The sequence below is a fragment of the Streptomyces sp. T028 genome (assembly GCF_048159505.1).
Lineage (GTDB): Bacteria > Actinomycetota > Actinomycetes > Streptomycetales > Streptomycetaceae > Streptomyces.
Window position 1 is genome coordinate 22,334 of record NZ_JBLRVZ010000053.1, and the last position, 15,096, is coordinate 37,429.

The 15,096-nt window shown below is 69.2% G+C and carries 11 protein-coding genes and 1 pseudogene; 6 read left to right on the forward strand and 6 right to left on the reverse strand.

Annotation, left to right across the window (positions count from 1 at the left end):
* Window positions 1–19: 19 nt before the first annotated feature.
* Together ACLZN2_RS41550 and ACLZN2_RS41555 are read left to right on the forward strand one after the other, a co-directional pair.
* Window positions 20–733 (forward strand): annotated as a pseudogene (locus ACLZN2_RS41550) (ABC transporter substrate-binding protein); the annotation flags it as partial.
* Window positions 734–2,085: 1,352 nt separating this feature from the next.
* Window positions 2,086–2,847 carry a hypothetical protein gene (locus ACLZN2_RS41555; protein ID WP_416984912.1) on the forward strand — a complete coding sequence of 254 codons (762 nt, stop codon included), beginning with the start codon at window positions 2,086–2,088 and terminating at the stop codon, window positions 2,845–2,847.
* Between the two features lie 312 nt (window positions 2,848–3,159).
* Here the strand turns inward: ACLZN2_RS41555 and ACLZN2_RS41560 are convergent, their stop codons facing one another.
* The 6 genes from ACLZN2_RS41560 to ACLZN2_RS41585 form a co-directional block, all read right to left on the reverse strand.
* Window positions 3,160–3,828, reverse strand: a complete 669-nt coding sequence (locus ACLZN2_RS41560) for a hypothetical protein (RefSeq protein WP_416984914.1) — start codon at window positions 3,826–3,828, stop codon at window positions 3,160–3,162.
* Window positions 3,825–7,340 (reverse strand): CHAT domain-containing protein, encoded by a 3,516-nt coding sequence (locus ACLZN2_RS41565; protein WP_416984915.1) that lies wholly within the window; start codon window positions 7,338–7,340, stop codon window positions 3,825–3,827. The genes ACLZN2_RS41560 and ACLZN2_RS41565 overlap by 4 nt, the downstream gene beginning before the upstream one ends.
* 116 nt (window positions 7,341–7,456) lie before the next feature.
* Window positions 7,457–8,524, reverse strand: coding sequence for a hypothetical protein (locus tag ACLZN2_RS41570; protein ID WP_416984916.1), 1,068 nt, complete (start codon window positions 8,522–8,524; stop codon window positions 7,457–7,459).
* Between the two features lie 208 nt (window positions 8,525–8,732).
* Entirely contained in the window at window positions 8,733–10,094 is a 1,362-nt protein-coding gene (locus ACLZN2_RS41575; RefSeq protein WP_416984918.1) for a hypothetical protein, read from the reverse strand.
* On the reverse strand, window positions 10,081–10,431 hold the full coding sequence (locus ACLZN2_RS41580; RefSeq protein ID WP_416984919.1) for a VOC family protein: 351 nt from the start codon (window positions 10,429–10,431) through the stop codon (window positions 10,081–10,083). The genes ACLZN2_RS41575 and ACLZN2_RS41580 overlap by 14 nt, the downstream gene beginning before the upstream one ends.
* Window positions 10,428–10,736, reverse strand: coding sequence for a DUF6959 family protein (locus ACLZN2_RS41585; RefSeq protein WP_416984920.1), 309 nt, complete (start codon window positions 10,734–10,736; stop codon window positions 10,428–10,430). The genes ACLZN2_RS41580 and ACLZN2_RS41585 overlap by 4 nt, the downstream gene beginning before the upstream one ends.
* A gap of 20 nt (window positions 10,737–10,756) precedes the next feature.
* Between ACLZN2_RS41585 and ACLZN2_RS41590 the strand changes: the two genes are divergently transcribed.
* The 4 genes from ACLZN2_RS41590 (at window position 10,757) to ACLZN2_RS41605 (ending at window position 15,052) form a co-directional block, all read left to right on the forward strand.
* Window positions 10,757–11,518, forward strand: a complete 762-nt coding sequence (locus ACLZN2_RS41590; protein ID WP_416984922.1) for a phosphotransferase family protein — start codon at window positions 10,757–10,759, stop codon at window positions 11,516–11,518.
* A gap of 140 nt (window positions 11,519–11,658) precedes the next feature.
* Window positions 11,659–12,603: a polyphosphate polymerase domain-containing protein gene (locus ACLZN2_RS41595; protein ID WP_416984923.1), complete on the forward strand. Its 945-nt coding sequence runs from the start codon at window positions 11,659–11,661 to the stop codon at window positions 12,601–12,603.
* A complete protein-coding gene (locus ACLZN2_RS41600; protein ID WP_416984924.1) occupies window positions 12,600–13,277 on the forward strand; it encodes a DUF4956 domain-containing protein in 678 nt (225 codons plus the stop codon). The genes ACLZN2_RS41595 and ACLZN2_RS41600 overlap by 4 nt, the downstream gene beginning before the upstream one ends.
* Window positions 13,277–15,052, forward strand: a complete 1,776-nt coding sequence (locus tag ACLZN2_RS41605; RefSeq protein WP_416984925.1) for a CotH kinase family protein — start codon at window positions 13,277–13,279, stop codon at window positions 15,050–15,052. The genes ACLZN2_RS41600 and ACLZN2_RS41605 overlap by 1 nt, the downstream gene beginning before the upstream one ends.
* Window positions 15,053–15,096: the final 44 nt, after the last annotated feature.

Consider the following 15,096-nt stretch of genomic DNA (forward strand, 5'->3'; position numbering starts at 1 on the left):
CGCAATAGGGGTGGGGCTCATGACGACCCGACGGATACGAGGAGCCGCGGTCGCGGCGGCATTGATCACCGGTGTCGCCGCGTGCTCGGCCCCAGGCGGCGGATCGGCCGAAGGATGCGCCGCCGACTCCGTGGTGATCGGCGTGGCTCGGAGCCGGACACCCTCAGCCCCCCTGCTCGGCTACGCCAAGGACGGCAACTCCAAGATCTTCGACGGTCTGCTCGCCCGCGACGCGACCTTGAAGCTGACGCCCGCGCTGGCGAAGGCGCTCCCCGAGGTCGCCGACAACGGCCTCACGTACACCTACCCCCTCCGCGACGACGTGAAGTTCAGCGACGGCGAGCCGCTTACCTCAGCCGACGTGGTGTTCACGTACAAGACGATCCTCGCCCCCGGCACGAACAACACCTCCCGCAGCGAACTCGACGCGATCAAGGAGGTGCGCGCGGACGGCGACGACAAGGTCGTCTTCACCCTCAAGTACCCCTACGCGCCCTTCGCGGGCCGTACGGTCCTGCCGATCGGCACCGGCCCGTACGTCCTCGCCGGCTGGAGCAAGGGCGAGAAGCTCACCTTCAAGGCCGACCCCGACCACTGGGGCGGAGCGCCGAAGGTCAAGAAGGTGACCATTGCGATCGTCGAGAACGACGGCGTACGCGCCACCCGACTGCCCTCCGGCGACCTCGACGGCGCGATCCTCCCGCCGAACCTCGCCGCCACCTTCAAGAACGACAGGCCCTTTCACGAGCACCGGCACGGGGCTCACGCCTTGGCATCCCACAGGGCTGTGCATGTAACTGAGGAGCCGTCGCCGCACCCCGGACGCTGGTTGTCGGTCCGGCGCAGCCGACAGAGTGGATCCGTAACGCGACCACCGAACCAAGCCTGGACTCCATGCCGTCCAATCGGTACCCACGCGGAACGGAAGCAGCACAGTTCAGGCCGGGAAACCCCGTGAACACGTGAGAGCTACGGAGGGGTATTTTCCCAGGCCAGGCACCACGCGGTGGACGTTTCCGCAGGTCACAGCCCCGCCCGGGGAAACTCCTAAAGCGGGTGTCGCAGGTTCGAATCCTGCCGGGGGCACAGCAAAAGGGCCAGCTCAAGAGGGTTACCTCCCGGGCTGGCCCTTCGTCGTGTTCGACGCCGTGCCACACGCGCCACTACATGGCGGAGTCCTGGTCCGGATGGAGCGCGCCCTTCGGTACGAAGAGGCCCAGCCGAAACGTGGTCGTTCCCGTCTGGCGCCCACAGAGCCTGTCCACCCGCACCGCCGACCAGTCGATCTGGGCGCCCGACGCTCGGAGACGGCGGATGTGAGCGTTCCAGTCCGACTCGTCCTGGGTTTCGAAAAGCACCTCCCAGCGGCCCGCATCAGGCGCGAAGCGAGCAGCAGCCCGCTGCGCCTCGTCCTGTCGATGACGCCTTCTTTTGCGCTGCCCTGGCATCTGGCCAGCATCGCCAGCTTCGGCCACGGCAGCAAGGCGATTACCTGTCTCCAAGACCGGAGGCCCCTCCCCCACCCTCTCGGATCATGGTCCCTGGCCGGTCGGCGATGGCCCGGTCACGGTCACCGGTCATGTGCTGATGGATCAGCGCGGCGCGAGAACTGCTGTGGCCCATGCGGGTCATCAGCTCGTCCTGCCGGTGTGCCGGAGATCGCGGAAGTGCAGCTCCGACGTGACACCTGCGGCCTCCCTGGCCGCGATCCAGTCGTCCCGGAAGTTGGTCCGCCGGAGCTGGCCGCCCCGTGGGCCGACGAAGACGTGCCCGTCACGGCGCGGATGCCGGCGCGGCGGGCTTCGGCGCCTTGTCGAAGAGTCGACCGTCCCGCAACTCGGCCTGGGACCGGCGGACGCCGGCTGTCCTGCCCTCCAAGTCGGGCGGGGAATCACGGGGAAAGCGGCCCAGTCCGACGACGTCACGATTCAACCTGTCTCTCGGCCGGTGGCTCCGGGCGAGCGTGCAAACCCGAACAGGCTGCTGCGGGGTCAGCTGCCGCGGTGTCGTATTCTCACGCCACCTGCCGCGCCGGTGACCTGGGGGGATCCATGGTTGCCAGCCGGCCCAACAATGTGGGGATTCATGCGTTCAGCTTCCGTAAGCTCCGTTCTCACCGGCGCCCTCGCCCTGTGCGGCACCGTGCTCGCCGTTCCGTCCGCCCACGCGGTGGAGACCGACGTCGTGATCAAAAAGGTGTCTGTGAACGGCGGCAAGTCCATTGTCTTCGGCACGTCCCGGACGGAGTCGTTCACCATCTCGGTGACCGCCTCCGACGACTCGGGGATCAAGAACGGCGGGTTCCTGCAGATCGAGCGGGACAAGGACGGCGAATACTGGTCCTACCACGGCGTTCCCCAGTGCACCGCGAGCAGCGCCACGACGTCCACCTGCAAGCTCACCGTCAAGCTCGAGCGTGACATCGACCTCCCCCGCAACACGCTCGCGGGTCCCTGGGACGTATACGTCGAGCTCAACTCCAAGGACGGTGACCACTACGGCGATGTCTACGGAACCCATCCCGTGAAGCGGCGCTCCACGCTCAGCGTCGACGCGGCACCCGAGCCGGTCGCCAAGGGCAAAACGATCACCGTCACGGGCAAGCTGGCACGCGCCAACTGGGACAAGTACACGTACGCGGGCTACACGGGGCAGCCCGTCCGGCTTCAGTTCCGCCCCAAGGGGAGCACGACGTACACCACGGTCAAGACCGTGACGAGCGACACGACGGGCAGGCTGAAGGCGAGCGTCAAGGCCGCCTCCGACGGCTACTGGCGCTGGAGCTTCGCCGGCACCAGCACGACGGCGGCGCTGAAATCGGCGGGGGACTTCGTCGACGTGCGCTGACGCAAACACCCGCCCCCGTGAGGCATTCGAATCCTGCCGGGGGCACCACGTATAACGCCGCTGGCCTTGGGTTTCTCCCCCAGGGAGGCGCTTTGGTCGGCCTCGGGCGCCTCGTCCGGGGCCGCTCGCGTGAGCGGACGGGGAGTTGATCTGCCGCACATCGCCCAACGGGCCGGCATGCGGAGTTCTACGGAACCCGGCGGTGGACGTCGCGGCGGTTGCCGACGGCCAAGACCCACCAGCCGCCACCGGCCTCGCCGGTCCTCACCCTCATCGTGATGATCCGCGCAATCCGCTGCGGATGTGGCGGGGTCACCCGGCCAGCACGATGGCGTGCGGCGACGGTGCGAGCCGTGCCCGGTAGCGCCGGATCCCCCAGCTGCGGTGCTCCAGTTCTGCCGCCATCAGCACCTCCGCCGTGTTCAGCCGGTCGGGCACGAGTTCCACCAGCGCGGCCACCGGGTGGTCGCCGACCAACGGGAAACTCTTGACTCGGCGGAACTCCCACTGCGGGTTCGGCTGGGACGCGCCGTGGCCGCGGACGATCCACTCGTCCCTCTCCGGCCCCGCACCCGGCGGCTTCTCCACACCCACATCCAGCAGACCTGCCTTGACCGTGAAGCTCATGCCCATGCCGGAGCCGACGACCGGACGGGTGCGCTCGCCGGGGTCGATCAGCCGCGCGACGGGCCGTGCCCGGCCGTCCGGTGTGGACAGTGCCACCCCCAGGGAGGCGTGGCGGAACGCGCCTTTGCCGGCCGGCGTCTCCGGACGGAACGAGCACACCATCAGCAGTTGCCGGAACTCACGGTCGGGCGTCGCCTTGACGTAGGACGCCCACTGAGCGGGCACGCCCTCGTGGTCGGCGGGCAGCACGTCCCAGCCGAAGGTGAGCCTGCCGCGCAGCGGCTCGTCGTCGGCGGGGCCGCCGAGCGTGTGCTCCGGCACGAGTTCGACATCGTGCAACCGGACCTCGGTCATGCCACGGCTCCCTTGCTCCGTCCCTGCAGGTAGGTGAACGCTCCCCAGTCACGGTAGTGGGGATGCCGGGCGCGGGTGGCGAGGTGGGCCTCGCGGTAGGCGCGCTCCGGGTCCGTGCCGTGCGCGATCCGATGGTGCATGTGGTGGTAGAAGTACGTGGCCGGCTCCGGGCGTACGGGCCACAGACACCCGACGACGGCCTGAGCACCGGCGGTGATCAGTGCCGACGGGATGCCACGGACGTTGTCCGCGCGGTCGAATCGGCCCAGCGCGGACTCGCACGCGGCGAGAGTGACCAGGCGGACACCGCGCAGGTCGACCTCCAGGAAGTCGTAGGCGAAGACCCGGCCGTCGTCGTCACGGTCAGGGGTGAGGTAGAGGCAGTGCATCCAGGGCGCGTCCTGGTCCAGCGTCCCGTGTACGGCGATGTGGACCACGTCCGCCGTGGCCAGTTCGGCGAGCAACCTGTCACGCGTGGCCGCGGGCCCGGTGACGGCGTCCGCGCCGACCGCGTGGGCGACGTTCCGCGCGTGCTCCTCCAGCGCCGGTTCGGCGTGCAGCCCGTAGGGCACGCCGCCGTCGGCGGAGGCCAGCACCGCGGCGCGGCGCGGCCGTACGGGGCCTGCGGGGGGCGTCAGGGCTTCGAGGCCGGCGATGGTGGTGACCGTCCAGTCGTCGGCGATCATCCGGTCCCCGGTGCGGCACAGCGGTAGCGGCAGGTAGTGCAGCGCGCCGTGCGGCCAGGCCAGGATCCGGTCCTTGCCCTGGGCCCGCCACCTGTCCCACATTTCGCTGCCGCCTAGCGGCAGGTCGCCCGGCTGCCGCAGCAGTCGGCCGCCTTCCGGCGTCACGTCGCCGAACAGCGGGTCGCGTTCGACCTCCGTCCGGATCGCCTCGACCCGGTCCGCCACCGGGTGCCGGTCATGGTTGTCGTCCGCGCCGTCGCCCAGGTGCACGACGAGCTCCCGGCCCTGCCTGGTGACAGCGAGAAGCACGGCCGCGCCGTTCACAGCGGCGGGCAGGAACCAGGTCAGCAGTACGGTCCGGTCGTCCAGCAGCTCGTGCGTCTTCGCCCAGAGGTGCTGGTCGTCGACGAGCGGTGCCGAGCGGCGACTCAGCTCGTCGTCGATGAGCGACGAGATGCGCCACCGCACGTTCCGGGCGATCTGCCGGGGGTCGTGGCCGCCGGGACGGCGGTCGGAGTCCAGTGCGTTCAGCAGGTGCGGCGACGCGCCGGACGCACCGTGGGAGGCGGCGGGTTCCTCCAGGTCGCGGAGCTTGCCGAGCAGGTGCTGGATGTGCGCGGGCAGCGCGAGCGGACCGTCGATCCGCCACCATGCGCCCAGCTCCGGTCCCTTGCCCGCCTGGTGCAGACCGAGCATCAGCCCCAGCGGCAGTGTCTCGGATTCCGCGGTGAGCTGCCAGACCGCCGAGTGCACGAGATCGCGCAGTACCCCGCCGAGGTCGGGCGCGCGGCTCGTGTCGAAGTTCGGCACATCCACGATGATCGCGGACAGTGCCGCCTTGAGTTCTTCGCCGTGGAGGTTGCCCACCTGCTGCACGAACGGCACCAGGCTCGCCCGCGCCAGTTCCTCGAAGCCGAGCGACGCGTAGCCGAGTGCCGCGTACATGTAGTAACCCCACGGGAACGGGACAGGGCCGGCGACCGGCTCGCCCGCCTGGGCCGACTGGTAGTACAGATCCGCCGTCAGCAGCCTGGCTTCTTCGCTCGATACGTCGCCCGCCTGCCTCAGGAGGGTCAGCCCCAGCGCCGGCTGGCGCAGGTCGCGGGCGTGTGCGGCCGTATGCAGCAGCGCCGCCGACCGCTGCTTCGGAGTCCAGGACTGCGGGGACTGCGGGGACTGCGGAGACTGCGGGGACTGCGGAGACTGCGGGAACGACGCCGTGAGCGGATGGTCGGGACCCGGGCAGTCGGTGGGGTCGTCGGGCAGCACGTGGAGCCGTGCCTCGGTCAACTGCCTGCGGTGGGCGGGGTCCCAGCGGACGCCGAGCTGCTCTGCCCAGTCCAGCACGGTGCGCAGCAGCGGCCGGTCGGCGTGCTCCCGGGCCAGGTTGACACCCTGACTGATCACCTTCGCGGTTACGTTGCTGCCATGGGCGGCGACGAAATCGGCCAAGGGCGACCCGAACACCGCCCTGGGCAACCCGTCGACCAGGTCCGGGGGAACCCCGTCCACCACCCTGAGCAGGAACAGGGCGACATCCGGATCGTCGGCGGTGGACGAGTCGAGCCATGCCGACAGCGCGGCGTCGGCGGCATCCCGGTGAACTCCCTCCTCGTCTGCGAGGATCTGCGCCAACGACGCCAGGAGCCGGGGCTTTCGCGTCCCGCCGTCCACCTCCAGCGCGCGCACCACCAGGTGTCCCGCCTCCGCCACCAGCCGGTGGGACTCGGCCTGGAAGGGCTCCTCGTCGGTGAACCATGTGCGGTACAGGTCCGCGTCCAGTCGCGCGGACCACACGGTGCGCATCCCGCGGGCGTAGTGGTCGGCGGCGAGGTCCTCCGCTCCCCGGGTGGCCATCCGCAACCGGGCGGCGGCCAGCAACCCGGCTTCCAGTTCGGCGGGATCGGGCAACTCGTCGATCAGCCGTGACACCACCGCGTCGGCTTCCTCGAACACCGCGCGATCGCACCGGTCCGCCACCAGGTCGACGGCCGACTCGACGCTGCGGAGCGCCGCGTCCCGCCAGGCGGCCTCCGCCCCGCAGGCGTCGGCGACCTCGGCGACCAGCCTCCAGTAGACGTACATGAACTCGACCGGACCGCGATGGTCGAGGAACTCGTCCCGGAACAGCAGTTCCACCATCGCCTCGGCGGGCAGCGCTTGGTCCGTGTGTTCCGCCAGGGCCTGTCGCGTCCGCTCCAGTTCGCGCGCCTGTCGCTTCGCCTGGGACAAGGACAGGATCCGGTCGCACGCGTAATGTGCCAGCTCCATCAGCGTGCCGACCGGGTCGATGAGGAACCTGACCGTCGGCGCGCCGTCCTCCTCGTCACGCGGTTCGTAGCCCGGCTCGCCGAAGCGCACGGGGCCGGCACACACCATCCCCCGCCGCGTTTCGAAGTCGAGCGCGCCGACCGGATCATCCATGGCAGGCAGCACGTGGGAGACGACCAGCATGACCGAACCCGAGGCGGTCGCCGTGTCCCGCCAGCCCGGCGGCTCTTCCAGGCGGAGGTCGTGCGCAAAGTACGCGCCGTCCGGGCCGAGGACGGACAGCACGCCTCCGTCGTCCTGCGTGACACACCACCTGTGATCGACAGGGTGGCCGACGGGCAGTTCGTTCAGCGAGAGGAGCACCGGGAGACCCCACCAGCCGTTCGCGCGGGTGAACAGGCTGCCTCCGGCCCCGTCACCGGCGGTGAACGGGCTGATGCCGGCCAGTCCTACCGCCAGTCCGGCATGCCGGACACCGTCCACCTCCACCGTGAACGCCCACCCGGTGATGTCCCGCGACAGCCGCACGCCGTTCCCCTCGCGCCAACCGGTCATCAACGGGTTCAACAATGGCACGACCCTTGCTGGCCGGTCGCCGCCGCGCGGTGGCCTGCCACGTCGCCCGGCGGCCTTCCCCTGGCGCTGCGCGTGGCCGCCGCCAGGCCGCCGGCTCATTGGATCAGGTCGGTGTGCGGATGCTCGGGGGAAGCCGGGCAGACGTAGAGCTGCATGTTGTCGGTGCTGCCGACTTCCACCTTGGTCGGCTGCGCAGGGTTCTGCCCGGCGCGATGACCGGCGGCATGGGCGGCGGCTTCGTCCTCGTACGGCGCCCAGCCGCGTTTGTCGTAGTCCCATTCGAAGGAGGCAACGGTCAGCAGTGGGACCATCTGTACCTCGCAGACACCGCAGTATCGGGGGTTGGGGTCGGTGCGGCCCCACGGGGGCCAGCCGCCGGCCTTCCAGCCGGGAGCGTTTGCCAGATTGCAGTCGTAGAACTCCGCCGGATCGCTCGCGTACGAGCTGTCCACGCCGGCGTCGGCGGCCTGCCATCTGGTCCAGTCCCCCACCATCAGCCGCATCTCCGGGCTGAGATCGAGGCTGTGGGGATACTCGGTGATCGCTTCTGGTGCCAGTCGACAGGGCTCCGGCACGTAGCCGTCCCAGTCCGCCTCGTACGGGTCCGGCGGCAGAGCCAGGACCTCGTCGACATCGGCCGCGGATCGCCAGAACAGCGCAGTCGCGGGCTTGGCGTACGGTGCGTGGTCGTAGGGACACCACAGCACTTGGAGCACGTCGGCTTTCCCGGGCGGCCGCAGGAGAGGGACATCGCGCACGTACAGCTGGGCGACGGGCAGCATGGGGACCGGGCTCTCCGCGGGCCAGGGAGGGCCGGCTTCGAGTCGTTCCATGAACGTCGCGTCGTTGCGGTGCTGGATCGCCGTCTCCTCCGGCGTGGAGTGAGGACCTCGGGGATCACGGTGGAGTCGGGCTCGTCGGCGCCTGTCGAGGCGTATCTCCGCCGGTGACTTGCTCCGTCCGGTGCCGGGGTGCACGGCTTCGCAGTGCGGCCAAGGCTCCTCGGCGGGCCACAGCAACGGGCCACCGACAGAGCTGTCCCGTGCCGAGGGCGACCCGGCACGTGGATGCAGCCGAATCGCCGCACGCGCCAACGGAGCCAGCTCAGGAAAAACTGCGGTGACGTCGACAGGCCGCGGCGGAGTGGTACGTACGAAGACCATGCCGGCGATCCTGCCACCGGCCACTGACAGGCCGCCGCCGCCTTGACCGGCGTCGGGTCCACGGCCGGCACGACCTACAGGACTCCTTCCGCCCGAGTCGTACTCGCGCGGATGGCGGCGTGGACATGGCGAGGTCGACAACGGCCGGATCCTGGAGGACTACTGCTTCGCTGTCCGGCCCACGGCCAAGGCGCACCCAGCGCGGCCGTCAGAGGCCGGCCTCGGTGAGGATGCGGTCCATCCGGGGCCGCGGCAGCATGGGGTTGGCCGCTGCGTCGTCGGCGACCTTGGGTTCCGGGTCCATCAGCAGCCGTTCCAGCAGTTGTGGGGTGATGTTGGGATGCCTGGCCGCGCCCGCGCGCAGGGATTCCTCCTCGAATTCCGCGAACCGCCGCAGCTCGGTCACGGGCAGCTTGGGATCCTGCAGAGCGAGCACGCGTACCTGCGGGTCCGGCTCGTCCACGAAGCTGCGTAGTGTCCGGCGCGGGAAGTTGGGGTGGTCCACCAGCAGTGGCCGGATGTGGAAAACGTCGCCGTGGGCGCGGAGCAGCCGGAGCAGGACCTGCGGCGGTGTGTCGGGGCGGCGGGCGGCGGTACGGCGGACGGAGACGTCCGGGTCGTTGTCCAGGCGCTGCCAGGCTTCGTCCGGGAGGTCCCGACTGGTTGCCAGGACTTGCCGGAACACCGCGTGCGGGCAGTCGAGGTAGGTCAACCGCTCGGCGAGCGGCGCGTCCCGCAGCCAGCTCGGCTTGTTGGAGGACCAGTCGAGGGCGACCCAGGCGTCGATGCCACCGGCCGCCTTCTCGGCTTCCACCAGTGCGAGCAGCCGGTCCCGGGTCTCGGGGGTGACGTGACGGCTGAAGGCCACCGCGACGCGCACCTCCGGGTCCGCCCTGTCCTGCAGCTGAGCCACCATGTCGGCGGTCAGGTTCGGGTTGTCGGCCACCGCGTGCAGCACGCTCTTGTCCCCGGTCTCCAGCAGCCGGGCGAACTGGTTTGGCGTCAGCGGGAGACGACGCGCGACGTTTGCCTGGACGGCCGGATCGGCGAGGCAGCGCTCATGGTGCTCAGGAGGGACCCCTGGGTGCTCTGCCCTGGTGGCCGCGGCCCTCACCCCCGGGTCCGGATCGGTGAGCAGCGCCGACTGCACGGCCATCGGCCGGTCCTGCCATGCCTCCGCGACCATCGCGCGCAGCTTGGGATCCGAGGCGACGGCAAGTTCCGCTGGTGGCCGGCCGTAGGCCTCGACCAGATTCTCGATACCCAGCGATGCCCCGCGCTCCACCATGGTCCGGACGAAGTCCGCGTGGGCGTCGCGGATCGCCGGGTCGGGATGCTCGGCGATCCGGCGGCGCATCGCCGGCGAGACTCGGCCTCCGCGCAGGAGCACCGCCGAATCCCTGCCGCCGTGGATCAGCAGGGCCTCGACCACCACGTCCGGCAGCCGCCCCTTGCGCAGCGACAGCCCGTGGCGGCCGGCCTTGTGCGTCGCCAGGCGTACCAGGACGTCCGCCGGAGCAGCCGGGTTCCGCCCCAGCCCGGACAACCGCGGCTGCTCAAGATGAACCATGCGCCCACGCTAGCTGAACAAAAAAGGGCAACAGCCCTCTCCCAGGCCTGCGTGACGGCCCCTTCCCGGAGCGCGGTGGTGGGTCAGGCCGGGGCGTCGGCGTCCTGCCTGGAGGCCGCGACCGTCTCGGGGCCAGCGCCAGCGCGTGCGTGGTGGGATCGGCCATCGGCAGTTTCGCGAACTCCGCGAACTTCTCACGGGTGAGCAGCATGACGAAGGCGTGCTCGCCGACCAGCATGCAGGCGGCGGTCTCGTCGGTGAAGTTCGGGTTGAAACCGAACCCGAGATCAGCGAAGAACGCCTTGCTGCGTTCGAGGTCCGCTACGGGGATGTTCACGAACGCCAGCGGCCGGGGTGTGCGGGATTGATCATGGTGGGGCTGGCAGAGTCCCGGGCCTCAGCCAGATCGCCACGCTCGCACGCCTCCATCACCTCGGCCAGATCACCACGAAGGATGTGAAGGGAGTCGCCCTGCATCAGCACCTCGGGGAACCTCCGACCAGGCAGGCGAACCACAGCATCGTTACCACCAACGACGGCGCACACAGGCAGCCGCGCGATGCACCAGACATCGGCGCCCTCGAATCCGGCAAGAACCCCGCGACCGTCGCACGCGACAAACCCGGCGACGTCGGCGAACATCCCCGGGATACTGGTCGCCCATGGATGAGGTCGAGGTCGTCGTCGCCCATTCCGAGCGCGCGACTCTGCGCGTCGGCGACGTGTTCCTGAAGGTGGACGCCGATCAGGCGCGCATCGACGTCGAGGTCGAGGCGATGTCCCTCGCGCCGGTCCCGACCCCCAAGGTCCTGTGGCGCGAGCCGCCCGTGCTCGCGACCGCCGCGCTCCCGGGGACGACGCTTGGGCGCCTCGGTGGGCCGTCGACCGGGTCGCCGGCGGCGTGGGCCGCGGCGGGCGCCTCCATCCGGAAGCTGCACGACGCGCCGCTGCCGACCTGGCCGGGCCGGGCCGGGCCGGGCCGGGCCGGCAGGGGCATCGTCGCGTTGGCGGCGGAACTCGACGACGAGTGCGAGTTGCTCGTGACGAACGGCGTCCTGCCCGCCGACCTGGTCACCCGCAATCGTCAGGTCGCCGAGGCCGCGCTCCGGCCGTGGACTCCGGCGTTCACGCATGGCGACCTGCAGATCGCGCACGTCTTCGTCGACGGCGACGAGGTCACGGGCATCATCGACTGGTCCGAGGCGGGCCAGGGTGATGCCCTGTACGACCTCGCGACCTTCACGCTCGGACATGAGGAGCACCTCGACGACGTCATCGCCGGCTATGGCACCGAAATCGACCTCGACGTGATCCACGCGTGGTGGTCGTTGCGAAGCCTGCTGATCGTTCGCCCGCTGATCGAGCTGGGCTTCGACCCCTTCAAGCCGGGCTGTGAGGTCGACGTGCTGAGATCCCGGATGTGACGTATTCCATGACATTCCCCTTTCGTTTACCTCAAATTCAATGTCCGTACTAACGACGTTCATATAAGTCCCTCAGCCGTCTCTCATTTCTTACCTGTTACTTACTGAAGGGGTGATCGCCGACCATCTGAAGGGACGTCATGACTGGCTGGTTGAAACGCCGCCTCCGGGACGACGGCAGGACCGACGGCATAACCGACGGCAGGACCGACGGCAACGAAACGCCCGTAGAGGCTCTGCACGTGGCCAGCAGACTCCACGCCTTCAACCGGTATGAACTCAAGTACCTGGTGCCGGTGGAGCAGGCGGCGCAGATCCGGGACGAACTCGGTGAGCGGATGGACCGCGACCTGCACAGCCCCGTGGGTGGCTACGGCGTGTGGAGCCTGTACTACGACACACCGCAACTCCGCTTCTACTGGGAGAAGATCGAAGGCCTGAAGTTCCGCCGCAAACTGCGCATCCGCCACTACGGCGACCTGGACGGCGTCACCGACGAGTCCTCGGTCTGTGTGGAGATCAAGCAGCGGGTCAACCGGGTCACCCAGAAGCGCCGTATCACCCTGCCGTACGCCACGGCCCGGAAGCTGTGCGACGAGCGGGAGCTGATCGAGCACTCCGCGAAGGAGAACGCCTTCGTCAACGAGGTTCTGGAGCTCGTGGTCAGGCTCAACCTCCAGCCCACCGCCATCACCGGCTACCAGCGTGAGGCGCTGGTCGGCCGCGACCAGGACACGGGACTGCGCGTCACCTTCGACCGCCGTATCCGCGGCCGTGACCGGGACTTCCACTTCGGCACGCCGAACCCCGAGAACCGGTTCATCATCCCGCCGCACATGTCGGTGATGGAGATCAAGGTCAACGAGCGCACCCCGTACTGGATCACCGACCTTGCGGCGAAGCGCAACCTGAGCCTGGTCCGGGTCTCCAAGTACGTCCAGAGCGTCGAGGCGTTCGGACGTGCCCCCAGGTCCGTCTTCCACGTCCGGGGGGAAGACCTCCCGCCGGCGCCCGTCCTCACCCCCACCATTCCCGCGCCCTCGTCCCCCACCGCGCATCGCTCCACGGAGGCATCCCACTCGTGAATCTCGATCTGCAGGACCTGAGCGGCACGTTCAGCGTCACCGACATCGTGCTCGCCATGACGCTGTCCTTCGTGCTCTCCACGATGATCGGCTACGTCTACCGGGCCACGCACAGGAACGTCTCCTACAGCCAGTCCTACGTGCAGACGCTGGTCATCGTCGGCATGATCGTCGCGCTGATCATGCTGGTCGTCGGCTCCAACCTGGCCCGTGCCTTCTCCCTGGTCGGCGCGTTGTCCGTGGTCCGCTTCCGCAACGCCGTCAAGGAGACCAGGGACGTCGGCTTCATCTTCCTGGCGATGGCCGTCGGCATGGCATGCGGCGCCCGCTTCTACACGCTGGCCGCGATCGGCGGCACCGTGATCGCCCTGATCATTCTGGCGATGAGCAAGTTCAACTGGTTCGCCCTCAACGTCCAGCGTCAGGTCGTCAAGGTCCAGGTCCCCGCAGGCGAGGACCACACCCACGCCATCCAGGACGTCCTGCTGCGCCACACCGAGGAGTTCGAGCTGGTGAGCACGGAGTCGATACGCGGCGGCACACTGACCGAGGTCTTCTACACGGTTCGTATCAAGAAGGGCCACGAGCCCGGTGAGCTGGTCGCGGCCCTCCAGGAGCGCACCATGGGGCAGCGCGTGACCGTGCTGACCGGTTACGACCAGACGGACCTCTGATGACCGCCCCCCGCAAGCGGCTGGCGCACCACCTCCCGGTGCGGCTGCGCCGGCACTGGAAGCCGGCCGGGTTCCTCGCCGTGGGGATGTCGGTTCTGCTGGTCTTCTTCGGCGACGTACGCGTCACCCCGTTCGTCACCAGTGCCTCCACGGCGGACGGGGACGAGATCACGGAGAACGTCACGGGGCCGGCCGACCTGTTCGACGACTCGCGGACGCATTCGATCCAACTCGAGTACAGCGAGACCGACTTCGCCGACATGATGGAGAAGTTCCAGGACGAGGGCGAAAAGGAGTACATCAAGGCCGACCTCACCATCGACGGCGTGTACCTGAACGACGTCGGTATCCGCCTCAAGGGCAACTCCACGCTCATGAGCCTGCGCAACGACGGCCAGGGCGGCGGCATGGGCGGCGGTCAGGGCGGCTTTCCAGGCGGTCAGGACGGAGCTCCGGAGCAGAACACCGAAGGGCGGACCGAGCAGAACGGCGGTCAGCAGCAGGCTCCGCAGGACGGCGGCGGCATGGAAGCCGGGGCCGGTGGCGGCGTTGGCGGTTTCGGTGGCGGTGGCGGTGGCGGTGGCGGTATGACGCAGGTCAGCCTCTCCGCCGACAAGCCCGAGGAACTGCCCTGGCTCATCAGCATCGACGAGTACGTCGAGGGCCGTGCCTACGAGGGCCACCGCGAGATCTCGCTGCGCCCCGGAGTCGACGAGTCCCTGCCGCTGAACGAGGCCCTGTCGCTGTCCCTGATGAGGAAGTCCGGTCAGACCGCGGAGAAGTTCGCCTTCACCTCGGTGAAGGTCAACAACCGTCCGGTCGCGACCCGGCTCATGGTCGAGAACCCGAGCAAGGACTACGTCGACGCGGAACTCGGCACGACGGGTGTGGCGTACAAGGCCCGGGCGGGCAGCAGTTTCGACTACGTGGGAGACGACCCCACCGACTACGAGGAGTCCTTCAAGCAGCTCAACCTCAAGGGCAGTCAGGACCTCTCGCCGGTGATGAAGCTCCTGAAGTGGGTCAACCAGGCGTCGGACGAGGAGTTCGCCGAGAACCTCGACCAGTATGTCGACGTGGAGTCCTTCTCGGAGTACGTGGCGACGCAGAACCTGATCATGAACTTCGACGACATGGCCGGACCGGGCAAGAACTACGTGCTCTGGTACGACCTCGGCACCAAGAAGTTCTCCGTCCTCGGCTGGGACTTCAACCTGACCTTCAGCGGCAGCACCGACACCGGGCCCGACGACAGCACGAGCATGGGCGGAGGCGGCGGTGGCGGCATGATGCCGGGTGGCACCGCACAGGACGGAGCGGCACAGGGAGCGGCGCAGGGAACTCCGGAAGGTGCCACTGAGCCCTCGGGCGCACCGGCGGGCATGCCGTCCGGGATGCCGTCCGGGATGCCGTCCGGGATGCCGTCCGGGATGCCGCAAGCTCCGGAGGGCGGTCAGGAGGACGGCCGGCAGGGCGGAGACACGGCGGACACCGGCAACCCGCGCGGCGGAGGCGGCGGCATGGGCGGCAACCTCCTCAAGGAACGGTTCCTGGAGACAGACGCCTTCGACGACGCGTATCACGCGGCTTACAAGAAGCTGTACCAGGAGTTCTACGCCTCGGGGTACGCCCTCGACGCCCTTGACTCCCTCGCCGCGCAGGCCGAGGAGGCGGGTGCCGACGCGTCCGGGGTCTCCACCACGGCGAAGTCCCTGAGCAGCACCGTCACTTCACGGACCGAGAGTCTCGCGAAGGACGAGGTGATCACGGGCTGACGACAGTCCCGTGGCATCGACACCTCGTGGCGGGGCGCCCCCCC

Coding starts and splice junctions, on each gene's coding strand:
- ACLZN2_RS41555 (WP_416984912.1), top strand. CDS start 2,086: ATGCGTTCAGCTTCCGTAAGCTCCGTTCTCACCGGCGCCCTCGCCCTG.
- ACLZN2_RS41560 (WP_416984914.1), bottom strand. CDS start 3,828: ATGACCGAGGTCCGGTTGCACGATGTCGAACTCGTGCCGGAGCACACG.
- ACLZN2_RS41565 (WP_416984915.1), bottom strand. CDS start 7,340: ATGACCGGTTGGCGCGAGGGGAACGGCGTGCGGCTGTCGCGGGACATC.
- ACLZN2_RS41570 (WP_416984916.1), bottom strand. CDS start 8,524: ATGGTCTTCGTACGTACCACTCCGCCGCGGCCTGTCGACGTCACCGCA.
- ACLZN2_RS41575 (WP_416984918.1), bottom strand. CDS start 10,094: ATGGTTCATCTTGAGCAGCCGCGGTTGTCCGGGCTGGGGCGGAACCCG.
- ACLZN2_RS41585 (WP_416984920.1), bottom strand. CDS start 10,736: ATGTTCGCCGACGTCGCCGGGTTTGTCGCGTGCGACGGTCGCGGGGTT.
- ACLZN2_RS41590 (WP_416984922.1), top strand. CDS start 10,757: ATGGATGAGGTCGAGGTCGTCGTCGCCCATTCCGAGCGCGCGACTCTG.
- ACLZN2_RS41595 (WP_416984923.1), top strand. CDS start 11,659: ATGACTGGCTGGTTGAAACGCCGCCTCCGGGACGACGGCAGGACCGAC.
- ACLZN2_RS41605 (WP_416984925.1), top strand. CDS start 13,277: ATGACCGCCCCCCGCAAGCGGCTGGCGCACCACCTCCCGGTGCGGCTG.